Origin of the sequence: Roseibacillus ishigakijimensis (assembly GCF_016595415.1) — a bacterium.
Lineage (GTDB): Bacteria > Verrucomicrobiota > Verrucomicrobiia > Verrucomicrobiales > Akkermansiaceae > Roseibacillus > Roseibacillus ishigakijimensis.
The window spans coordinates 1-18,272 of the sequence record NZ_JAENIO010000040.1; the positions used below are offsets into that span (position 1 = coordinate 1).

The window sequence follows — 18,272 nt, forward strand, 5'->3', positions numbered from 1 at the left end:
TTTAGTCCTGATCCGCGGCACCTCAAAAGAGACCGACGAACCCGCAAATCCCCCATAGAATCAGGCCTCACAGCCTTAACCTGACGCGAATGGGTATGCGGGTGCTGCACCAATTCGTTATCCGTCGCAGGGATGATGCTGATCGACGTGTCTATCGCTGTCTCTATCTTTTAGGAGTGGATTGATGATTGTCGTCTGCCAGACTTGCAAAGGGAGGCTTCACCAGGCTCGCCAGACATTGCCGGAGAACTTTGTCGCGCAGGAGGAATTTCGAGCCTTGGGCGGAGACGTGCTCAATGTCGTGGTGGCCTACAACTGCCCGGACGAGAGTGAGAACTGGCTGCAGGAGCGATATGAACACCTGATCCATGAGCGCAAGCTGGCCCTGATGGTTGTCCGGAATGAAGATCCTTATTTTCATATTCCACGGGTGAAGAATTTGGCGCATCGCTTGGGGATTCTCTTGGGAGGAGGTTACCTCCTCAATCTCGATATTGATAATTTTCTGACCGTGGGAGAGCTTTCGTTGTTGGCTGCGCTGGCGGAGATGGGGATTGGCTATCACGGATTTGGCAAATGGTTCGATGGCTCTTTCGGGCGCATCGGCTTGCCTGGGGAGTTGTTTTTAGCGGCGGGGGCCTACCCGGAGTATGCTGGCTATGCGGGTAAGCATGACCGGATTTTGGTGCAGGAGATGCGGCGACGGACGACTGTTCATCGCTATCCGCCCCGGAGGGAAGCCATTCAAAATGACAAGTCGGATACGGTGAAATACTCTCCATTGTCCAAAGAGGAATTTGTCGATCACCTGCAGGGCCGGACTCAGCAGCAGAGAACAGAGATTGCGACCTACTCTCTGCGAGGTGAACTTCGGTATGGATTTGGCCGTATGATGGTGGAGGTGTGAAAGAGTTGGCAAATGAAACCGAGTTATCGAGTGGCGGATCTGGTGAAGGGGTATTATGGCCGCAATGGCAATAATCGACCGGAGATTTATCGTGAGCATTATCCGGAGAGTTTCGGAGGTCGTTATGCGGAGCGAAGCCCGGGCTGGAAGGATGATTATGTGACCTTGCTTGAGATAGCGCGGGAGCATCCCGCATGGAGGGAAAACGAGCCCGACAAGGCCTGTGTGATGCATGTTCGCACCGGCGATGTCATTGAGAACTCCGTAGAGGTGGACCGACTTTGGCGGGAACCCTATTACGAAAAGGGCTCAACAGTGCGCATTCTCTACGTGATGCCGCAGGAGTATTTCTTGGAAGTGGTTGAAGAGCTGAAAGAGGATGGAATTCGTGAGGTGCAGATCATTTCTTCTTTGCATCCTCTGGGAAGATTCGAGGGAACGAAGTCGCAAGATTATCTGGGGCGGATTCGAGAGCTATTTGCCCAGCATAGTATCGAAACCTCGCTGGTGATGGATCGTTGGGCAGACGATGATATTGTCGAGGCCTGCAATGCAGGACTTTTTGTGCAAACGGGTGGGGGATATTCTCGACTGATCACTGCTCTGCGAGAGCGAAAAGCCGGGGAATGGCCCAGCCTTGTGCCAATTTATCCACGTCATCGACCACTTTAATGAAGGAACTCTTTCTCATCATGACGCGGGCAGAGGGGCCGGTGGGGGAGGCCCTGCGGAAGGTTTTGGCGCCCTTGGGAACGGTCGAGATCGTCGTGGATCAGGCTCCAGAGGAAGGGGAGGAGAGCAAGGGAATTGGCCTCTACTGGTATGAAAACGAACTACTAGCGGGTTACGAAGGACTGATGAGCAATACGAGTTATTTCCCGCTCTACACTGCCTGGTCGCGGGCCTTTTATCATTTGGCTCAGTGCGAGCGCGATTTCGAACGCGTGTGGCTGGTGGAGGATGATGTCGCGGGGGATGCGGCTTCTTTTTCCGCTCTGGTGCGGGAGACGGCCCGCCTGGACATCGACTATGCGGCGGAGGGAATCCTCTCCCGGGCGGAGCATCCGCAATGGTATTGGTGGCGGAACTATGGGTCCGAGTTTGCCGATCCTTACCGGGCCTTTCAGCCTCTGTGCTGCTTGAGCCGTGAAATGGTGACGGCCCTGCTGGCCGACCGGGAGAAGCGGGGCCGTTTTCTTTTTCACGAGTTTCATTTTCCGAGTCTCGCGGTGGAGCAGGGGGTTCGCATCATGGACTGGACGCAATCGCCTTTGGCTCGGCGGTGTTTTTCGGTATTCCGTTATCGTCCGCCGTTTTTGCCGGATGGTCCGGGTGTTTGCCACCCAGTGAAGGACGCCTCGGCGGCCATTGCTCATTGTCGATCAGTTTGGTAAGGGTAAAGCGGCTTTTTGCTTTCGCCTCCGTTGTTTCCAAAGGGGTTGCTCTGGATTGATGGTAGGGCGTGGTGGCCCGCCGTGCCGTGATTTTCCATTGCCCCTTCTCCCGTTTTTGCGAATGGGTTGGGGATTGTCCGCATTTCCTGAGGGACCACCAAGCCCGAGCCCGCCAGGTTTTTTCGTCCACTCGGAAAGATCGGTGAGCGTTCAGTGAATAGAATCGGCGGGGCGGGCCGCTCAGCCCTACCGGCGTGCTCGTCCCTGACGTTGTCATCGACAGGACACAAAAAACCCGCTCATCCGGCGACGAGCGCGCGGGAGCGGGTTTAGATGTTTTATCCTCTGTGACCACCAAGGCTACGATAAGCTGCGTTCCGAAGACTCAGCAGGTTGGGGACTCCGGGGACCGCGTCTGCCTTCCTGGAAAGGCTTGACATTCACATCCCTCGGGGCTGCCCCCATTGTTTTACATATCGGTCCGAGCTCGCATCCTTAATAGCGACCACAGGAGACGAAGGAGAGATTAGCCGGGACGCCGCATTCCGCAAATTGATTTTCGCGCCCGGAGAAGAATTTTTCTCGCTCTTAGTAGGGTTGTCCCCGGCGTTGCCGGAAGGCGGGGTCGTAGGGGTTGAATTCCAGGCGGGTGAATGCCCGGAGGTCAAAGGTCGCCTCGCCAAAGACTTGGGAGTAGCCGGTGATGGTGGTCGCGGTGAGGTCCGCAACCCGCAGGGTGAGGTGGCCGCCTTGGGGAAAGTAGGCTCGCACGTCTCCGGCGTAGATGCGGGGGCCTTCCCCTTCTCCTGGTGGGGTCACTTGAAAGGAGCGCAGGCGTTCGACCGGCACTGAGACGGGCACGTATTCGGTCTCGATGCGGAGCTTGCCATCCACAATGCTGGTGGCTTTGCCGATGATGGTGTCGCCGTTCTGGAGCTCGATCTGTTCTCCTGCCGCCGGGAGTTCTTCCCGGTTGGCCAGGAGAGGGTTCTGGCGGGGAAGCTCGCCATCCCAAGGGAGAATGCGGAAGTTGGAGACGATCACTTCCCGATCATTGAGGCTGCTGAGGTGAAACCAGTGGGTGTCGGTGAGGGGCTCGACATCGGTGGTGGAGGTGGCCAGTTTGCCATCCAGGGTGAGGGCGAGGGTGCCTTCCTGGCGGTCGAGATAAACCGCGACCTGGGTGGGGCCGTCTTGGGAGAACTCGTGTGGCTCTCCGAAGCGATCCGGGTTCAGGTTGTAGTGGCGACCGTTCTCGCGCTTGCGAAAGAGAATGAGATTGCGCTGCAGGGAGAGGGAGTAGCCGGTCTCGGGCATGTTGTCGGTGCCACTATCGGCGCAGAGATGGAGGCGCAGATAGGGGGGGTAATCGAGCTGCACGTCGAAGGTGATGAGATAGCGGTCGGGCAAATCCGGAAATTCGCGGGCCAGTCCGCCTTGTTCGCGGGAGACAAATTTGCGGTTTTCGATTTTCCAGGCCTGGCTGTCATCGCCCACTGCTTGCCATTCGGCGGGATCTCCCGGTCCGGTGAAGAGAGTTTGTCCGGCGTCATCGACCTCGATGGCGTCGAGCATGGCGCGGCGCAGTGAGAGCTCGCCGCCAAACCAGGTGCGGACCTTGACCGTTTCTTCGTCGAAATGGAGTAACTCGGCTTGCAGGGTATCGCTTTGCTCGTCGATATGGCTCTGGAAGGTCAAGGTGGCCAGGGGGGCGGCAGTCTGCTGGGGAGCGACCTCGGAGAAGAGCTGGATGCTGTCGATTTCTTTGGTGAAAAAGGGCAGGGGCTTTTTGGAAAAATGGGGGCTGTTCCAGAGCAGGGAGCCGTCGGCGGTCAAGCCGGCGGGAGATCCGGAGAGGGCGTCTCCGCCGGGAAAAGTGAGCGTGCTTTTGATCGGAACGGGGGCGGCCCCCAAGGCTGGTAGGGCCCAGAGCAAGCTGCAGGAGAGGAGGGGTGTGATCATGGCGTGGTCGGTTCGGGAAGAGATCGGATCTCGCGCACGAGTCCGGTAGGTAAAGTCAGCGGGCCCAAGAGAGGGTGACTGAGGGTGAAGCCATTCTCGTCGAGTGAAAAGCTCCCGGTGGTGAGCAGGCCCTCGTTGGCAATCTCGATGAGGTATTGCTTGTCTGTGGCTGGAGCGGGATTCTCTTCGGCGCGCCGGAAGTAGATGATGCGGGTCTCTTGCTCTGGAATGGCCACTGGCTCATCGACGAAGGGACTGGCCAAGAGGAAGGCGGCGGGGCTGTTCTCCCCGGTTGGGGCGGGGGCGTCGTCGCTGGGGCGGGATTCTTCTCCTCCGGATTCCCCGGCAGGGGTTTCCTCTTCCGGGGTCCGGGGTTCTTCTTCGGCAGCGGGCGGGGTTGGTCCGCGCAGGGTGAGCAATTGACCTGAGAGGCGGCGTCCATCGGCATCGATGAGGCTGTCTTGCCCGGCGGCGGGAGGCTCCTCAAAGAGCTCCATTTGGGAAACGGCGTCCCAACTGTAGACTTCCAGCTCGCTGAGATAGCAGGCTCCGCTGTTGGTCCGGTTGCGGGCGATGCTGAGGCCTTGTCCATGGGTGGGGGGGGCTTCATCGCGCATCTGGCGGATGAGGGTATCGTCCAAATAAAGGTCGAGGGTGTTGAGCAGGCGGTTGACCCGGATCTCGACGGTGACGGCGTTGTCGTCAAAAGCCTCCACATTATCGAGGGCCAGCAGGGTGCGGGTGTGGGGCCCTTCGTTGCTCTCCCGCCTCACCTGCACCCCACCGCTGTTAAGGGCGAGGTAGTAGCCATCCCGCTGTTCCTGTTCGTTGGGATAGTTGGCGAAGGAGATACGCAGCGAAGGCTCTTCCTGCCAGCGGAGCGAGAACTTGAGAATGAACTGGGGCCCTAGGTCGAGGAGACGGCTGATCTCGCCTGCTTCCAAAATCAAGAGGCCGTCCTCCTCTTCTTTCCCCAGAGACCAATCTTCCACGCCGGAGCCCATCCATTCGTCCAAGGGGCCGGGGCCGCGGTAGAGGAGCTGCTGCGGGCGGATGCCGAATCGCAGGGTGGCGACTCGATCGCGGGGAATGGAGAGGTCGTTCTCTCCCGGGAGCCGGTAGCGGAGATTGTGCTCATCAAGGGACAACAACTTTCCTGGTAAAATATCGCCATTGGCCAAAACGAGACGTTCGCTTTGTTCGCGGGCCTGGGCGGGGGGAGGGGTGAGCTCGAGTCGTTGCAGGGAGCTGGCGCGGAAGGCCACGGCCTCGGGCGAGCGGGGACTCGCCAGCAAGATGCCGTCTTCCGGGTCGATGCCCAGCAGCTTGCCCTCGAAGCGCTCGCTGTCCGTCAGGGTGAGGACTTCCGCCGGGGCCGTGAGGCAGGAAAGGAGAAGGAGGAGGGGTCTAAAATTCATCATCCCAGTTGTCGAATATGGAGCCAATCGGATCAAATTCCATCAAATACGCGTAGCTGAGGTCGAGAGTCAGATTGCCGAGGATGGGGTGGCTGCCGCGCAGGATGTCGGCGGAGCCTTTGCCGGGTGAAAGGGAAAGCAGGCCCTTGGGTTGCATACTGATGAGAACTTGTTCGTTCTCGCTCTCCGGTGCTTCTGCCAGATGTCCGGTGGCCAGGCGCAGATCCGCGACTTCAGCGGACGGGATTTGCAAGACTCCGTAGCGGGTATCGATGCGAAAGACCTCTTCTTCCATCGTCAAGACGCGCCCGGAGAGGCGGTCGGTGCCATTGGTGAGGAGGAGAATGTCGCGTTCCTCATTCTCCATGCTGCGGGCGGAATCGGGCATGCCATTCCAATCCGCGATCACCAGGTCGCTGAGCCGGAGTCGACCGCGGCTGCCGGCGGAAATGGCGAAGAAACGGTCGGCCTCGTCCAAAGGCTCGGCCAGGTCCTGCCACTCCGAGTGAAATTCGCCATTGATGTAGAGGGCGAGCACGCCTTCCGAGCGGTGGGCCCGCAGCTCGAAATGAGCTTGCTGATAATCATTCAAATCCAGTCGGTTTCCCGAGTTGAAGGTGGTCTTTTTGGCATTGCCCCGGGCATCGAAACTCAGGCGTTGCAGGCGGGAATAGCTGGAGAGCAGGGAGAGGAGGTAGCCCGAGCCGTAGGAATCGGAGTCGGAATTGCCGGGGCCCACTTCCATGATGTCTTCCATGGCGGGGCCTGCGGGTTCTTCCTCTACTGCCTCTTCGGCGTCTCCGACTTCTTCCGCGACGTCCTGTTCCTCGATGGCCCGGGCGGCATCGGGTACCCGGCGGACGCGGGCTTGTTCTTCGCGGGCGGGGCGCTGGAAGTCGGTGAAAAGGGCGATGTTTGCATTCAGCGGAGGTTGCCAAGCCAAGTGAAAGCGGATGGAAACGCGGTCGGGGAGAGGCACGTTCAGACGCAGGATGTCCTCGTTGTTGCTATACCAGGCGGCTCCTCCATGGTGCCAGCGTGCGGCGTCCGGGCCTTCGGGAGTTTCCTGTGGCGGGGGGCCGGGGGTTTGCCAGCCTTCTTCGTTGAAGGGACCGGCATAGCGGACGTGTCCTCCATGGCGATTGGGTTGCACCCAGCGGACATGCTCGCGGGGAATCGTCAACAAGCCCGCAAACTCGGTTTGCAGACTCAGCGAATCCTCACCCATGGCAATGAGTTCCCCGGGCACGAGGTCTCCATTGCTGAGGGCCAGGAGCCCCGCGCTGCGGATGGCTTGCGGCGCTTGCCCGCCATTGAGGCTGATTTTGCGCAGGTTGTCGGACTTGAAAGTGATGGTTTCGAGGGCTTCATCATTCTGCCAGCGCACCAGAGAGCCTTCATCGAGCCCTTGGTAGTCACCATGCAGGGTGTCACCATCTTTGAAGCGGATAAAATCGTCTCCGGCCTCCGCGGCAAAGGCCGGGGAGAGGAGAGCGTTGGCAAGGAAGAGAGAAAGGAACTTCACGGTCTATTTTTCGTAAATCGGCAGGAATCGGTAATTGAGGGCGAGGGAAAGGAGGGCGCAGGAGGTGGCATAGGCCTGCCCTTTGCTGTCGCTCCACGAGCCATCGGGATTTTGCGAGGCGCCCATGTAGCGAATGTTTTTGGCATTCCATTCTTCCCACAGTTCGCTATCGGCTTGGAAGAGGGCCTGTGACATGTAGTATTCGAAGTAGAAGGGATAGTGCCGGTCGCGGTAGTTCAGGTGGTTGGTGAGGTAGTTCACGCTACTGGCAAAGCCCTTGCCATCCTTGCGCTTGGCGAGGGAAAAGGAGGTCACGCCCACTGCGGTGAGGGTGGGCTTTTCTCCCGAGGAGGAGGTGTAGCCGATGCCCCCCTGATTGGAGCGACAGCGAGCGAGGTAGGCCAGCCCCTTGTCGATAGCCTCCTCCGGCACGGGGAGACCGGCATTGCGGGCTGCCAAAAGGGCCACCAGCTGGCAGCCGGTGACGGTGGTGTCGGCGTCGTGGCTTTCCGGAGTGTAGCGCCAGGCCTCCAGGCCATTGACCTTTTGGGCGGAAAGAATGAGGTCCACTGCCTGCGAAAGGGCGGGAGCGAGTCGGGGATCATTGACCACGCCGTAGGATTCTGCCAGGGCGAGCGTGGCAAAGCCATGATTATACATGCTATTGCCAATGTAGCCGTTGTTTTCGTTCTGGTTGGCCAGAAGATAATTCAGCGAGCGCGAAATGTTCTGGGCGTAGGGACCGTGGTTGGGGTCTTCTCCGTGAGCGAGGAAGGCGAGGGTGCAGAGGGCCACCACTCCTGGCTCCGCGCTGTAACGTCCTTCCCAAGAGCCATCGTTCAGCTGGGCACGCGAAAGAAAGCGCAAGCCCTTGGTATACATCGTTTCCACTTGGGGTGGGATGGGATTGGCTTCCCGGCGGGGCAAGCTCTGCCCGGCGAGGGGAAGCCCGGCCAGCCCCGCGAGCGAGAGTATCAAAAAGAGAGTTTTCATGGCTGGGAATCGTTGCGGTTGTAGGCGTCGAGCAATTTCTGAAACTCGCGGGGGAGACCGTTTCCGGAGGGGGCGCTGCCTTTGGGGATGACCCGCTCGCTGGTGGCTCCCTCGACCTCGCCTTCCACCCGCTCATTGGCGCGGTCGGATTCTCCGGTTTGCCCTTCTCCTCCCGTCTGGCCCGGCTGTTCGCCGTTTTGGGGTGGCCCGTTCTGGTCGCCCGGCTCTTTGCCCATCATTCTTTTCATCATGTCCAGCATGGCACCCATGCTTTCCTGCGATTCGGGAGAACTCTCGCCCGAGGACTGCTGCTTCTGTTGGGCGGCCGCGAGGATTTTTTCGATGATTTCGGTCTGGGCTGCCATCGTGCCGCCGCCGGTCTCGCCCTCCACCAATCCATCGGTCACTTCGGCCATGATGAATTCGACTTCTTCCAGCAGGGCGATGACTTTGAGGTCGGTTTGGCTTTCGACCAGCTCCATGACGTCGGCGGAGAGCTCATCCTGTTCGTAGGCCAGCTCTTCCGCTTGCGCGAGCACGCGCTCGGCGACGGTTTCGGCGGGTGCTTCGTCACGGCCTTCCTGCGCGGGGGCGAGAGCCGCCAGGCCCAGGGAAGCGGCCAAGAGTGCCGTGCTTGCGGGGAGAGGAATCTTCATAGAATTTGTCAGGGGAGTCTGGGGGTTGGCGGGAGGCCCGTGCGGCGTAGTTGCTCCACGGCCCGGGTGCGGGCTCGGATGTCTTGCTCGGATTGAATCATCCGCATCACTTTCAGCATAAACTCGAAATCCTGGTCTTCCATGGAGCCCCCGCCGCCGCCGCCTTCACCGCCGCCGCCGCCGTTCTGGTTTTGGCTGCCCTCCAGTTTTTCGGCCCATTCGCGCAATTGCCGGGCCCATTCCTTGGAAAACACGATACCCCGGAAGGTCAGATTGCTGGTGAGGCGTTCCCGATTGCGCTCCAGGGCTTCGTCGATGCGGGACTCCTGCATCTCGGTGAGGAGTTCTTGGTGGATGGCTTCCTCGGTGCGGGCAAAGAAGTGTCCCAAATCTTCCTGGATCCAGCGCACATCCGAGGCCGTGCGCTTCTGCTGCATGCCCAGTTCGCCCAAGAGCCGTTCCTCCACGGGGTCAATTTCCCGGGGGTCCAGGCCCACTAGCCGATCCAGTGAGTCGGCCAACGCGGAGGCGATGCCATCGTGTTCGCTGGCGGCGCGCTTGAGGCGGTTGACGAAGGTGGCGGCCTCGAAGTCGCGCTTGGCCTCATTGGCTTTTTCCAGGGTCTCCCGCATCTTCTGGAGGGCTTCCTCTTGCTTTTGGATGGCCTCCGCGAGGTCCTTCTTGGCCTGCTCCGGGGTGGAGCGCTGGTCCTGGGCCTGGCGCAATAGCTCTTCCACCTGAGGCAGGTCTTCCTGTGAGAGTTCGCCGAGCTGCTTGCGGGTTTCTGCCAGTTTCTGCAAGGTTTCCTTGTCGATTTCGCCATTGCGGAGGGCGTCGGCAAAGAGCTCTTCCACCGTCTCGTTCAGCTCTTCCATTTTCTCGATATTGGCTTGTTCCGCTGCCCGTTGTTTCTCTAGCCGTTCCTGGTTTTCCGGGGTCTGCAGCTCTTCGTCAGCCAGGCGCTCGAGGCGCTTGTTTTCGTCGAGATTGTTTTGCTCCTCGCGGGCAGCATCTTCCAGCTCGCCAATGGCGCGATCAAAGCGATCCTTGAGCATCTGGGCGTGCTCATCGCGGGTGAGGATGTAGATCTCGATGGTTTGGGAATAGCTGCGTCCGTGCTCGGGGTGGTAGTCCTCGCAGTAGGCCCGCAGGGTGAGCTTCTGCGGAGCAATATCGTAGACGAGGGGAGAGAACGCGGCGGGGGACACCAGCTGGGTTTCGGTCGGCCCTCCGCTGGCCAGCTCGAGCTCGCCTTGGGCCGGTTCGTCGGGACTGGGTTTGGTGAATTCGCCCTGCCACTCCAAGCCAAAGGATTTCAAGCCGTAATCATCCTGCGCGGTCACTTCGAATTCCACGGTTTCCTCCGGTAAAATGGCGAGCTGGCGCTGGGCTCCTTGCAGATAGACGGTGGCCCGCTCGTCCTGATGAGGCTCCAGGCGGAGACGGAAGCTCTCCGTGCCTGCGAGGCCGAGGTCATCCACCCAAGCGAGGCGGACTTCGCGGGGCACATCAGCCATCGCGAGGGCGGGGTGGGAGGCGCGGGCTCCCTCGATGCGCGCGGCGAGGGTCTCGCTGTCGCCTTCGCGGTCGGTATCCAAGGGGAGATCCCGCACGGTCAGGGTGCCCGCCGAGAGAGGGCGCGAGGCTTGCGTCTGGAGGGAAAGTGAGCTGCCGTGCAGGAGGGACAACGTGCCGGAGCGAATCTCGATTTGCCGATCCGGGCGCTGCAGGTAGGCGGGGAAAGTGAGGGTGCCGCCCACCGATTCCAAGGTCGGAGGCAGGGTGGGGATGACCCGCACGCGGGCCCGGGCGTCACCCGCCGCAAGGGTGATTTCGCCGGCTTCCTGTTGTCCGGGGAAGTCGAAATGGTAGTGGTCGTCCTCCCGGGCGGAATCGCGCCAACCTTGGGCACCGAGCCGGGCTCGGGCCTTGGCAGGCTGGTTTTCCGAGTCTTCGTGCAGGGGGACCTCAAGGGCGAAGGGCTCTCCCAGCGGAACCACGAGCCGGGCTGGCAAGCCGTCACCAAACTGGGTGAGTGTGTAGCGGGGGGTGTCGGAAAGGGGCATGAGCCAGCGTTGCAGGGCGTTGTAACCGGCTTTGGGCACGAACAAAAAGGCTCCCGCAGCCAGCAAGGCGAGGACAGCCACGGTGACGAGCCCCAGGCGGTTGCGGTTCTGCGGAAGGGCCTCCGCGAAGTCGCGCTTGGCTGCCGCTGCCGCCACATCCCGGGTGGCGGCCGCCCGCAGGGCCGGGGAGAAGGTGGCCGAACTCTCGTTCTGGCTCGAGAGCTCCAAGACCCCGAGCAAGCGATCACCGAGCCGGGGAAACTTGCGGGAAATGAGGCGGGCCAACTGATTTTCCCGCCGGTTCTTGAAAATCCAGCGATTCACCCAGTAGGGAGCGAAGAGGGCGAAGAAGGAGGTGCCCACCAGCAAAAGTGCCAGGCGCAACCAGCCGGGTGTGGAAAAGAGGCGGTCGAGAAGGAAAACGAGGAGAAAGGAAAAGAGCAGCCCGAAGACTCCGGCGAGGAAGGCCTCCATCAGTTTGGCGCGCCAGAGGTGGCGGCGGAAGTCCCGCAATTGCCGATGCAACTCCGGCGGAATGTCGCGGGCGGCGGGGTGGTTGGGGTCAGGAGTCGATTTCATCGGCACTTCGATTCGGGACAGGTTCGCAGAGAAGCAAAGCGTGCGCCAGCGGGAAAATTGTCCCATTCATGCCGCTGGTTTGCCCCTTGCGGGTTTCCTACGGCCCAAGGTGGCACCGCTTGTCGATTTTGCAGTTTGAAAAAGCGTAATGGGGGAGATTCTTCGTCAGGCCCGCATGAAAAAGCTCCGGAAGGCGGACCCTCCGGAGCTTTGAGAAAGCCTCTCTCAGATTAACCGGCTCAGTTCTCCTCTACGACGAAGAATTTCTTCTCCTCCGTTTGGTTGGGGACAGTGATGCTGGTGGTTTCACCGTCATTGGGAATGCCCTGGGCGACGACGGTCCAGTCCGCGATGGGGGTGTCGAGAGTGCTGGAGGCTTTCACATTGAAGGATGTGCCAGCCACGGCTCCCGAATTCCAAGTCAGGTCGACGCTGTCGCCGTTCCGGCTGATGGCGGTGATCTCGAGGTTGCTATCAACCACGATCACGGGGGGCGCGGTCAAGTCGTAGAGATCGCCCACGGTCTTGCCGTTGTTCTCCCCTTCATTGTAGATAGTGAGGATATCTTCAGCGGAGAGGGCGACGGGGAAGATGGCGGCATCGTCGATGAGACCGTCCAAGTCGCGGGTTCCCTGGTTGACATCGATGCCGATGGTCCAGCCTTCGCCGGTGAGGGCGGTGGGATAGGCTGCGGTGCCAGTGGCTCCGGCAACTCCGTTGGTGTAAGTGATCACTTCGTTGGTCGTGCCATTGAAGGTCATCGCAACATGATACCACTGCAGGGTGCCAAATTGACCGCTGGAGGGACCGGGATTGTTGATTCCTTCGGAAGCTCCCCCGGCGCTGGTGGGCACCCGGTTGTCGGTGTTCGCGTTGTTTCCTTCGATATTGAGACCCCAGTTCTCATTGCCGGTGGGCCCTTCGCCCCGGGTGGTGAGGATGCCCTTGTAGCCCGTGTTGCCGCTGCGCACATGGATCCAGGCCATCACGGTGAGGGAGGTCGCTCCCTTCAGGCCTTGCAGGGTCTGGGCCTGGAACCATTTGTCTCCGGAGCTGGCTCCGTCGATGTCGGCGGCGTTGCCGAACTTGCCAGGAACCCAGAGGGCGGGGCCGTTGGACTCGGCATCGTTGCGGTTGACCCACTCGCGGGCGATGCTGCCGGTGGGCTCGTCGAGGGCCCAGTAGGCTACGGGCTTGACGGCAGGCACAGCGGAACTGTCGTTGGGATCACTGGGCGGGGTGGCGGCCAGTTCGATGCGGTCGGCCACGCCGTCGCCATCCGAGTCGGCGTCGCTCCCGTCAGTGGGCCCGAAGCCGTGGGACTCGCCATCAAGGAGACCGTTTACTTCATCAAAGTCATTGAGAGTATCACCATCAGTATCAGCAAGCAGTGGGTCGGTGTCGCCCTCCACCTCGGTCAAGTCATCGAGACCATCACCATCGGTATCCGCCACCAGGGGATTGGTGAAATAGTCGAGGACTTCTTCGACATTGGTCAGCAGATCGCCATCGGGATCGCCATCGTCGCCTTGGGCTCCGTCCCCGTTGTTGGGGTCCAGCCGGTTGTCGATTTCCTCCTTGTCGGTCATGCTGTCCGAATCCGAATAAATCTCATTCGGATCGGTGGCATCGTGGTCGGTGTAGGGCGCTCCGTCGATGGCTCCCACGAGGACGCCGTCTTTGAAGGGATTGAGTCGACCGAGGACTTCGTCGCCATCGCTGAGGCCGTCTTCATCGCTGTCGGCCAAGTTCGGGTCAGTGCTCTCCGAGCCAAAAGAGGTGTTGGCGGTGCCGTTGACCTCCTCGCCGTCGTTGAGGCCGTCCCCGTCCGAGTCCCCATTTTGCGGATCGGTCGCTTCGTAGGGGCTGGAAATGCTGGTGGGGTCGATCTCCGCCAGATTGCCCAAGCCATCGTTATCGGGGTCGCCATCGTCACCGTGTTCGCCGGTGGCATCGTTGGGGTTGAGGAAGTTTTCGATTTCTTCCAGATCGGTCAAGCTATCGCCATCGGTCGACGCCTTATTCGGGTTGGTGGGGTCGTGCCCGGTGTAGGGACCGCCCAGCGGGGTGTCGTCGAGAACATTGTTCACGAAGGGGTTGAGTGCTCCAGTGACTTCGCGTCCATCCGGCACGCCATCGTCATCGGAGTCTGAGTCATTGGGGTCGGTAGGAGCACCGCCATTGCCCACGCCGACGAAGTTCCCGCTGGCATCGAAGGGGTTCATTGCTCCGGAAATCTCGTCTTCGTCGAGAATGCCATCGCAATCGGTATCGCCGGGTCGTCCGGTGATTCCGCAACCGAGGAGGCCTTCTTGGTAAATCTGGGCAATCCGGGTTTCGTCCAGCACTTCGTCATACACGGCGACATCGTCCACCGTGCCATTGATTTCGCGCCCGCCGCAGCAGGCATCATCGCTCAAGCGCCATTCCCCGGCGGAGACGATTTTGCCGATCGCTTGCGTCGCGGTGTCTTCCACCTCGCCATTGACATACACGATGCGCTCGCCGGTGGTGCCGTCCCAAGTGAAGGCCACGTGGTGCCATTCTTGGTCGGGGAGGTCCGTTAAATTGTTGGAGGCTTGTCCATTGACGCGGACATCGAGGCGCCGGGGACCGCTGGAATTGCGGAACGCCATTCCCCAGTTTTGGGCGGTGAGATCGGCGATTCCGTCGTCATCGTTGTCGAAGGTGACTTGGCGAGCCATGAAGAGGCCCGTGTAGCCGCCACTGTTGTCGTTGTCCGCCTCGAGCTTGAACCACATCGACATGGTGACCGCGGAGGCTCCATCGAGACCCTCAAGGTCCATGAAAAAGTGCTCGCTGCCGTTACCGCCATCTTCATCGTTCATGCGCAGGGCCCCGTCGATAAGGCCGGTGACGCGGAGATCCGCTCCGGCATCACCCCTCCAGGAACCGTTGCTATTGACGGTCGCTCCGGACCCGGTGTCGGTGATAGTGCCCTGGGTGGTGTCGTCGAGGGAGTAGTAGTGGACAAGGTCCGCTTGAGTGGTCGCGAGCGTGGCTCCGAGGATGAGTCCCGTGCACACGAGTGGGACCTGTGGGTGTTTTTGTTTCATGGTTTTGGTTAAAATGAATGGCCTTTGCCGGTGAAACTCTTTCTCGGAGGTAAGTCGATAAGCGCAAGGGTCTCCCGTGAGGGAACAGAATGCGCGGAATGGGTTGACAATACTTCCCGGGGAAGGTCTCAACAGGAACACTGCCGGGAGGAGTGTTGTTTGGACTTCTTTTCTCTCTTTTTTGACGAGGGGGAGAGGGTGAGAAGGGATTCTTTCTCGACGCAGAGGCTCAGAGACGCGGAGCTTCGCAGAGTTTTTTGTGAAGAATTCTCTCTGTGTTGCTCTGAGTCTCAGCGGCTCTGTGACGAAGAGGGTGGTCGCGTGAGGTGAGAAGGGATTCTTTCTCGACGCAGAGACTCAGAGATGCGGAGCTTCGCAGAGTTTTTTATGAAGAATTCTCTCTGTGTTGCTCTGAGTCTCAGCGGCTCTGTGACGAAGAGGGTGATCGCGTGAGGTGAGAAGGGACTCTTTCTCGACGTGGAGGATCACGGAGTCTGTGGACAAAAAAACGGGCGCCTTCCCGGAGGAAGAGCGCCCGCTTGTTGCGAGAGAAGGGGTGTCAAATCGCGTTCGGCTCAGTTGCCTTCAATGACATAGAACATCCGTTGGCCGGTCTGATTGGGCAAGGTGATGGTGGCCTCGTCCATGTCGTTGGGGAGTCCTGTAGTGACGATGTCCCACTCCGCGATAGGAGTCGACAAGTCGGCGGACGAGCGAATGGTGAAGGAGCTCACGTTGGGCAAGTTCACTCCGCCTTTCCAAGCGATGGTCACTTGGTCCGCGTCCGCGTCGTAGTTGCAGGAGACGATCTCGATTCCTGCCGTCTCGACCACGGGAGCGGTTAATTCGTAGATGTCAGCGATGGTTTCGCCGTTTTCTCCGCGATCATAGATGGCTTGAATCTCCTCGGGGGAGAGAGCCACATTGAAGAGCGCGGCGTCGTCGATGAGACCGTCGAGGTCGCGGGTGCTGGAGTTGATATCCATCCCGATGTTCCAACCCAGGCCGGTCAGGGTCATGGGATAGGATTGGGTGGAAGTCGCGCTGGGCACTCCGTTGATGTAGGCAACGAGCGCATCGGCCGCGCTGTCGTAGGTCATTGCGACGTGATACCAGGTCACGGTGGCGAACTCGCCTGCCGTGGGGGTGTGGTCGAGACCAACGGAGCCGCCGGTGCCGCTAGTGGGCACGCGGTTGTCGGTTTGCTTGTTGTTGCCTTCGATGTTCAGCCCCCAGTTTTCATTGCCGGTCAGGCCTTCTCCGCGCGTGGTCAAGATGCCGCGATAGCCGGTGTTGCCATTTTTCACGTAGATCCAAGCCGAGACGGTCAAGTCGGTAGCACCATTCAGGCCCGCGATCTGGGGCGCGGCCAACCATTGATCGGCTGCGCTGGCTCCCTGAATGTCGACCGCGTTGTTGAATTTGCCCGAGGTCCAGAGGGGCGCATTGGTGGCCACCGCGTCGTGGCGTTTGATCCACTCGATGGCGGTGTTGGTATCTCCTGTTTCGTCCATGGGCCAGTAGGCCACGGGCTTCACTGCGGGGAAGCTTGCCGCATCCTGGGGATCGGTGGCCGGCTCGCTGCGCAGCTCGATGGCATCGGGGAAGCCATCGCCATCGGAGTCGACTGCGGTCGGGTCGGTGGCGCTGAAGCCGTGGCCCTCACCGTCGATTTGTGAATTGAGCTCATCGAAGTCAGTGATGCTGTCGCCGTCGGTGTCCGCCAAGAGGGGGTCGGTGCCTTCGGTGTCTTCCTCGCCGTCCGTCAAGCCGTCGCCGTCGGTGTCGGCATTGCGGGGGTCGGTGCCATTGTCGAGCACTTCCACCACGTTGGTGATGCCGTCGCCATCGGGATCGCCATCGTTGCCATTGTCGCCGGTGTCGGAGTTGGGATCGAGCTTGTTGTCGATCTCCTCCTTGTCGGTCATGTCGTCTCCGTCGGAGTATTCGTCGTTCGGGTTGGTGGCATCGTGGTCGGTGTAGGGGGTCTCGCCCGGGTCGGCGATCAAGACACCATCTTTGAAGGGATTGAGCGCTCCAGTCACTTCCTCCCAGTCGCTGAGTCCATCATCGTCACTGTCGGCGGCGGTCGGATTGGTGGCTTCGTTGCCAAAGGCGGTATTCAAGCTGCCACTGAGCTCTTCAGAGTCACTCAGGCCATCGCCGTCCGTGTCGGCGTTCTGCGGATCGGTCTCTTCATCGAATTCCTCCAGATTGCTCAGGGCGTCTTCATCGGGATCTCCCGTGTTTCCGTTGTCACCGGTTGAATCGTTGGGATCGAGGAAGTTCTCCATCTCCCACAGGTCGGGCAGGCTGTCGCCATCGGTCGAGTCGTCGTTTGGATCGGTGGGATCGTGTCCAACATAGGGGCCGCCAGCCGGTTCGTCGCTCAGGGTGTTGTTGACGAAGGGGTTGAGGAGTCCGAAAACTTCTTCCAAATCGGTCGCGCCATCGTTGTCGCTGTCGGCGGCATTGGGGTCGGTGGGTGCGCCATTGCTGCCTGCGCCGACGAGATTGCCGCTGGCGTCAAAGGGGTTGCGGGAGCCAGAGGTCTCTTGTTCATCAGTCAGACCGTCACCGTCGGAGTCTGGCAGCACGCCGACTCCAGATTGGCCGTTGGTGTAGATGGCTTCGATCGCAGCTGCGTCCAAGACCTCGTCCCAGATGGCGACATCGTCCACCGAGCCATTGATCTCGCGTCCTCCACAACAGGCGTCGTCGCTGAGGCGCCATTCTCCAGCGGCGATGATCTTTCCTGTGTTGACGGTGCTCGTATCTTCGACTTCACCGTTCACGTAGACGACACGCTCGCCAGTGCTTCCGTCCCAAGTGAAGGCGACGTGGTGCCATTCGTTGTCGGGGAGATCGGTGGAGTGAGAGGAGGCGGCACCATTGACGCGCACATCGAGGCGGCGAGGTCCACTGGAGTTGCGAAAGGCCAAGCCCCAGTTTTGATTCTCTTTATCTGCCGTTTCGTCTCCGGTGCTGTCGAAATCGACTTCCCGGCTCATGAATAAACCTGTGTAGCCTCCGGCGTTGTCGTTGTCGCTCTCCAGCTTGAACCACATCGAGACCGTGGCTGCCGTTGCGCCATCGAGTCCGGCAGGGGTGAGGCGGTAGTGTTCTTGGCCGTTACCTCCGTCCTCGTCATTCATGCGGATGGCTCCGCCCATCTGGCCGGTGGTGGGGACATCGGCTCCGACGTCACCTGCCCAAGTGCCATTGGAAGCTGCTTCGGCGGCTGAGCCGGAGTCCAAGGCAATGCCGGGAGTGGCACCATTGAAGTTGTAATAGTGAACGAGGTCGGCCGAGGCGGACATTGCGGTCGTTAGGATGGCTCCGGTGCAAATGAGCGGGAGCGATTGCGCTTTCATGGTCATGTTTCTGTATAGAGCTAGGGTGTGCTTTTCAGGGGGTCCTTCCCAGGTTCCAGTTATCGGTGCAGGCACCGCCGGAGGGGGTTCACCCAGCTTCACTGCCGGCGGGGGCGGCGATTGGACCAAATAGTTTGTCGAGCTTCGCCTTTTCCAGCGAGGCCCCTTACTGCCATCGCATTTTCCGGGATCAGGAAAAATAATTGGAAAAAAGGCGTCCAATCTCGCGAGGGGGGTGCAGTTACATTGTAGTTCGAAGGTTCCCCTTCGGATCAAAACCCTATCATTCGAAAATTTACTATGATGACATCCAATCGTTTA

The 18,272-nt window shown here is 60.1% G+C and carries 11 protein-coding genes; 3 read left to right on the forward strand and 8 right to left on the reverse strand.

Translation table 11 applies throughout. The annotated features are described in order from the left end of the window. Positions 1–184 precede the first annotated feature (184 nt). Genes JIN78_RS13455 through JIN78_RS13465 form a run of 3 tightly spaced genes read left to right on the forward strand, consistent with a single transcriptional unit; the run spans position 185 to position 2,301 of the window. Complete coding sequence (locus tag JIN78_RS13455) at positions 185–907, forward strand: hypothetical protein (RefSeq protein ID WP_200392503.1); 723 nt, start codon at positions 185–187, stop codon at positions 905–907. A 12-nt stretch (positions 908–919) separates the two neighbouring features. After that, a complete protein-coding gene (locus tag JIN78_RS13460) occupies positions 920–1,579 on the forward strand; it encodes a hypothetical protein (RefSeq protein ID WP_200392504.1) in 660 nt (219 codons plus the stop codon). Next, on the forward strand, positions 1,579–2,301 hold the full coding sequence (locus tag JIN78_RS13465; RefSeq protein ID WP_200392505.1) for a hypothetical protein: 723 nt from the start codon (positions 1,579–1,581) through the stop codon (positions 2,299–2,301). Before JIN78_RS13460 ends, JIN78_RS13465 begins: the two co-directional genes overlap by 1 nt. Before the next feature lie 588 nt (positions 2,302–2,889). On the opposite strand, the gene JIN78_RS13470 is transcribed toward JIN78_RS13465, so the two are convergent. The 8 genes from JIN78_RS13470 to JIN78_RS13505 form a co-directional block, all read right to left on the reverse strand. Then, entirely contained in the window at positions 2,890–4,263 is a 1,374-nt protein-coding gene (locus tag JIN78_RS13470) for a hypothetical protein (protein WP_200392506.1), read from the reverse strand. Further along, the gene (locus tag JIN78_RS13475) at positions 4,260–5,681 is read right to left on the reverse strand and encodes a hypothetical protein (protein ID WP_200392507.1); all 1,422 of its coding nucleotides are present in this window, start codon (positions 5,679–5,681) and stop codon (positions 4,260–4,262) included. The genes JIN78_RS13470 and JIN78_RS13475 overlap by 4 nt, the downstream gene beginning before the upstream one ends. Then, positions 5,671–7,206, reverse strand: a complete 1,536-nt coding sequence (locus tag JIN78_RS13480; protein WP_200392508.1) for a hypothetical protein — start codon at positions 7,204–7,206, stop codon at positions 5,671–5,673. Before JIN78_RS13480 ends, JIN78_RS13475 begins: the two co-directional genes overlap by 11 nt. Positions 7,207–7,209: 3 nt before the next feature. After that, entirely contained in the window at positions 7,210–8,199 is a 990-nt protein-coding gene (locus JIN78_RS13485; RefSeq protein ID WP_200392509.1) for a prenyltransferase/squalene oxidase repeat-containing protein, read from the reverse strand. Beyond that, positions 8,196–8,855 carry a hypothetical protein gene (locus JIN78_RS13490; protein WP_200392510.1) on the reverse strand — a complete coding sequence of 220 codons (660 nt, stop codon included), beginning with the start codon at positions 8,853–8,855 and terminating at the stop codon, positions 8,196–8,198. Before JIN78_RS13490 ends, JIN78_RS13485 begins: the two co-directional genes overlap by 4 nt. 8 nt (positions 8,856–8,863) lie before the next feature. Next, the gene (locus JIN78_RS13495; RefSeq protein ID WP_200392511.1) at positions 8,864–11,500 is read right to left on the reverse strand and encodes a hypothetical protein; all 2,637 of its coding nucleotides are present in this window, start codon (positions 11,498–11,500) and stop codon (positions 8,864–8,866) included. Between the two features lie 239 nt (positions 11,501–11,739). Beyond that, entirely contained in the window at positions 11,740–14,577 is a 2,838-nt protein-coding gene (locus tag JIN78_RS13500; RefSeq protein ID WP_200392512.1) for a LamG domain-containing protein, read from the reverse strand. A gap of 575 nt (positions 14,578–15,152) precedes the next feature. After that, positions 15,153–17,951 carry a LamG domain-containing protein gene (locus JIN78_RS13505; RefSeq protein ID WP_200392513.1) on the reverse strand — a complete coding sequence of 933 codons (2,799 nt, stop codon included), beginning with the start codon at positions 17,949–17,951 and terminating at the stop codon, positions 15,153–15,155. Positions 17,952–18,272 lie beyond the last annotated feature (321 nt).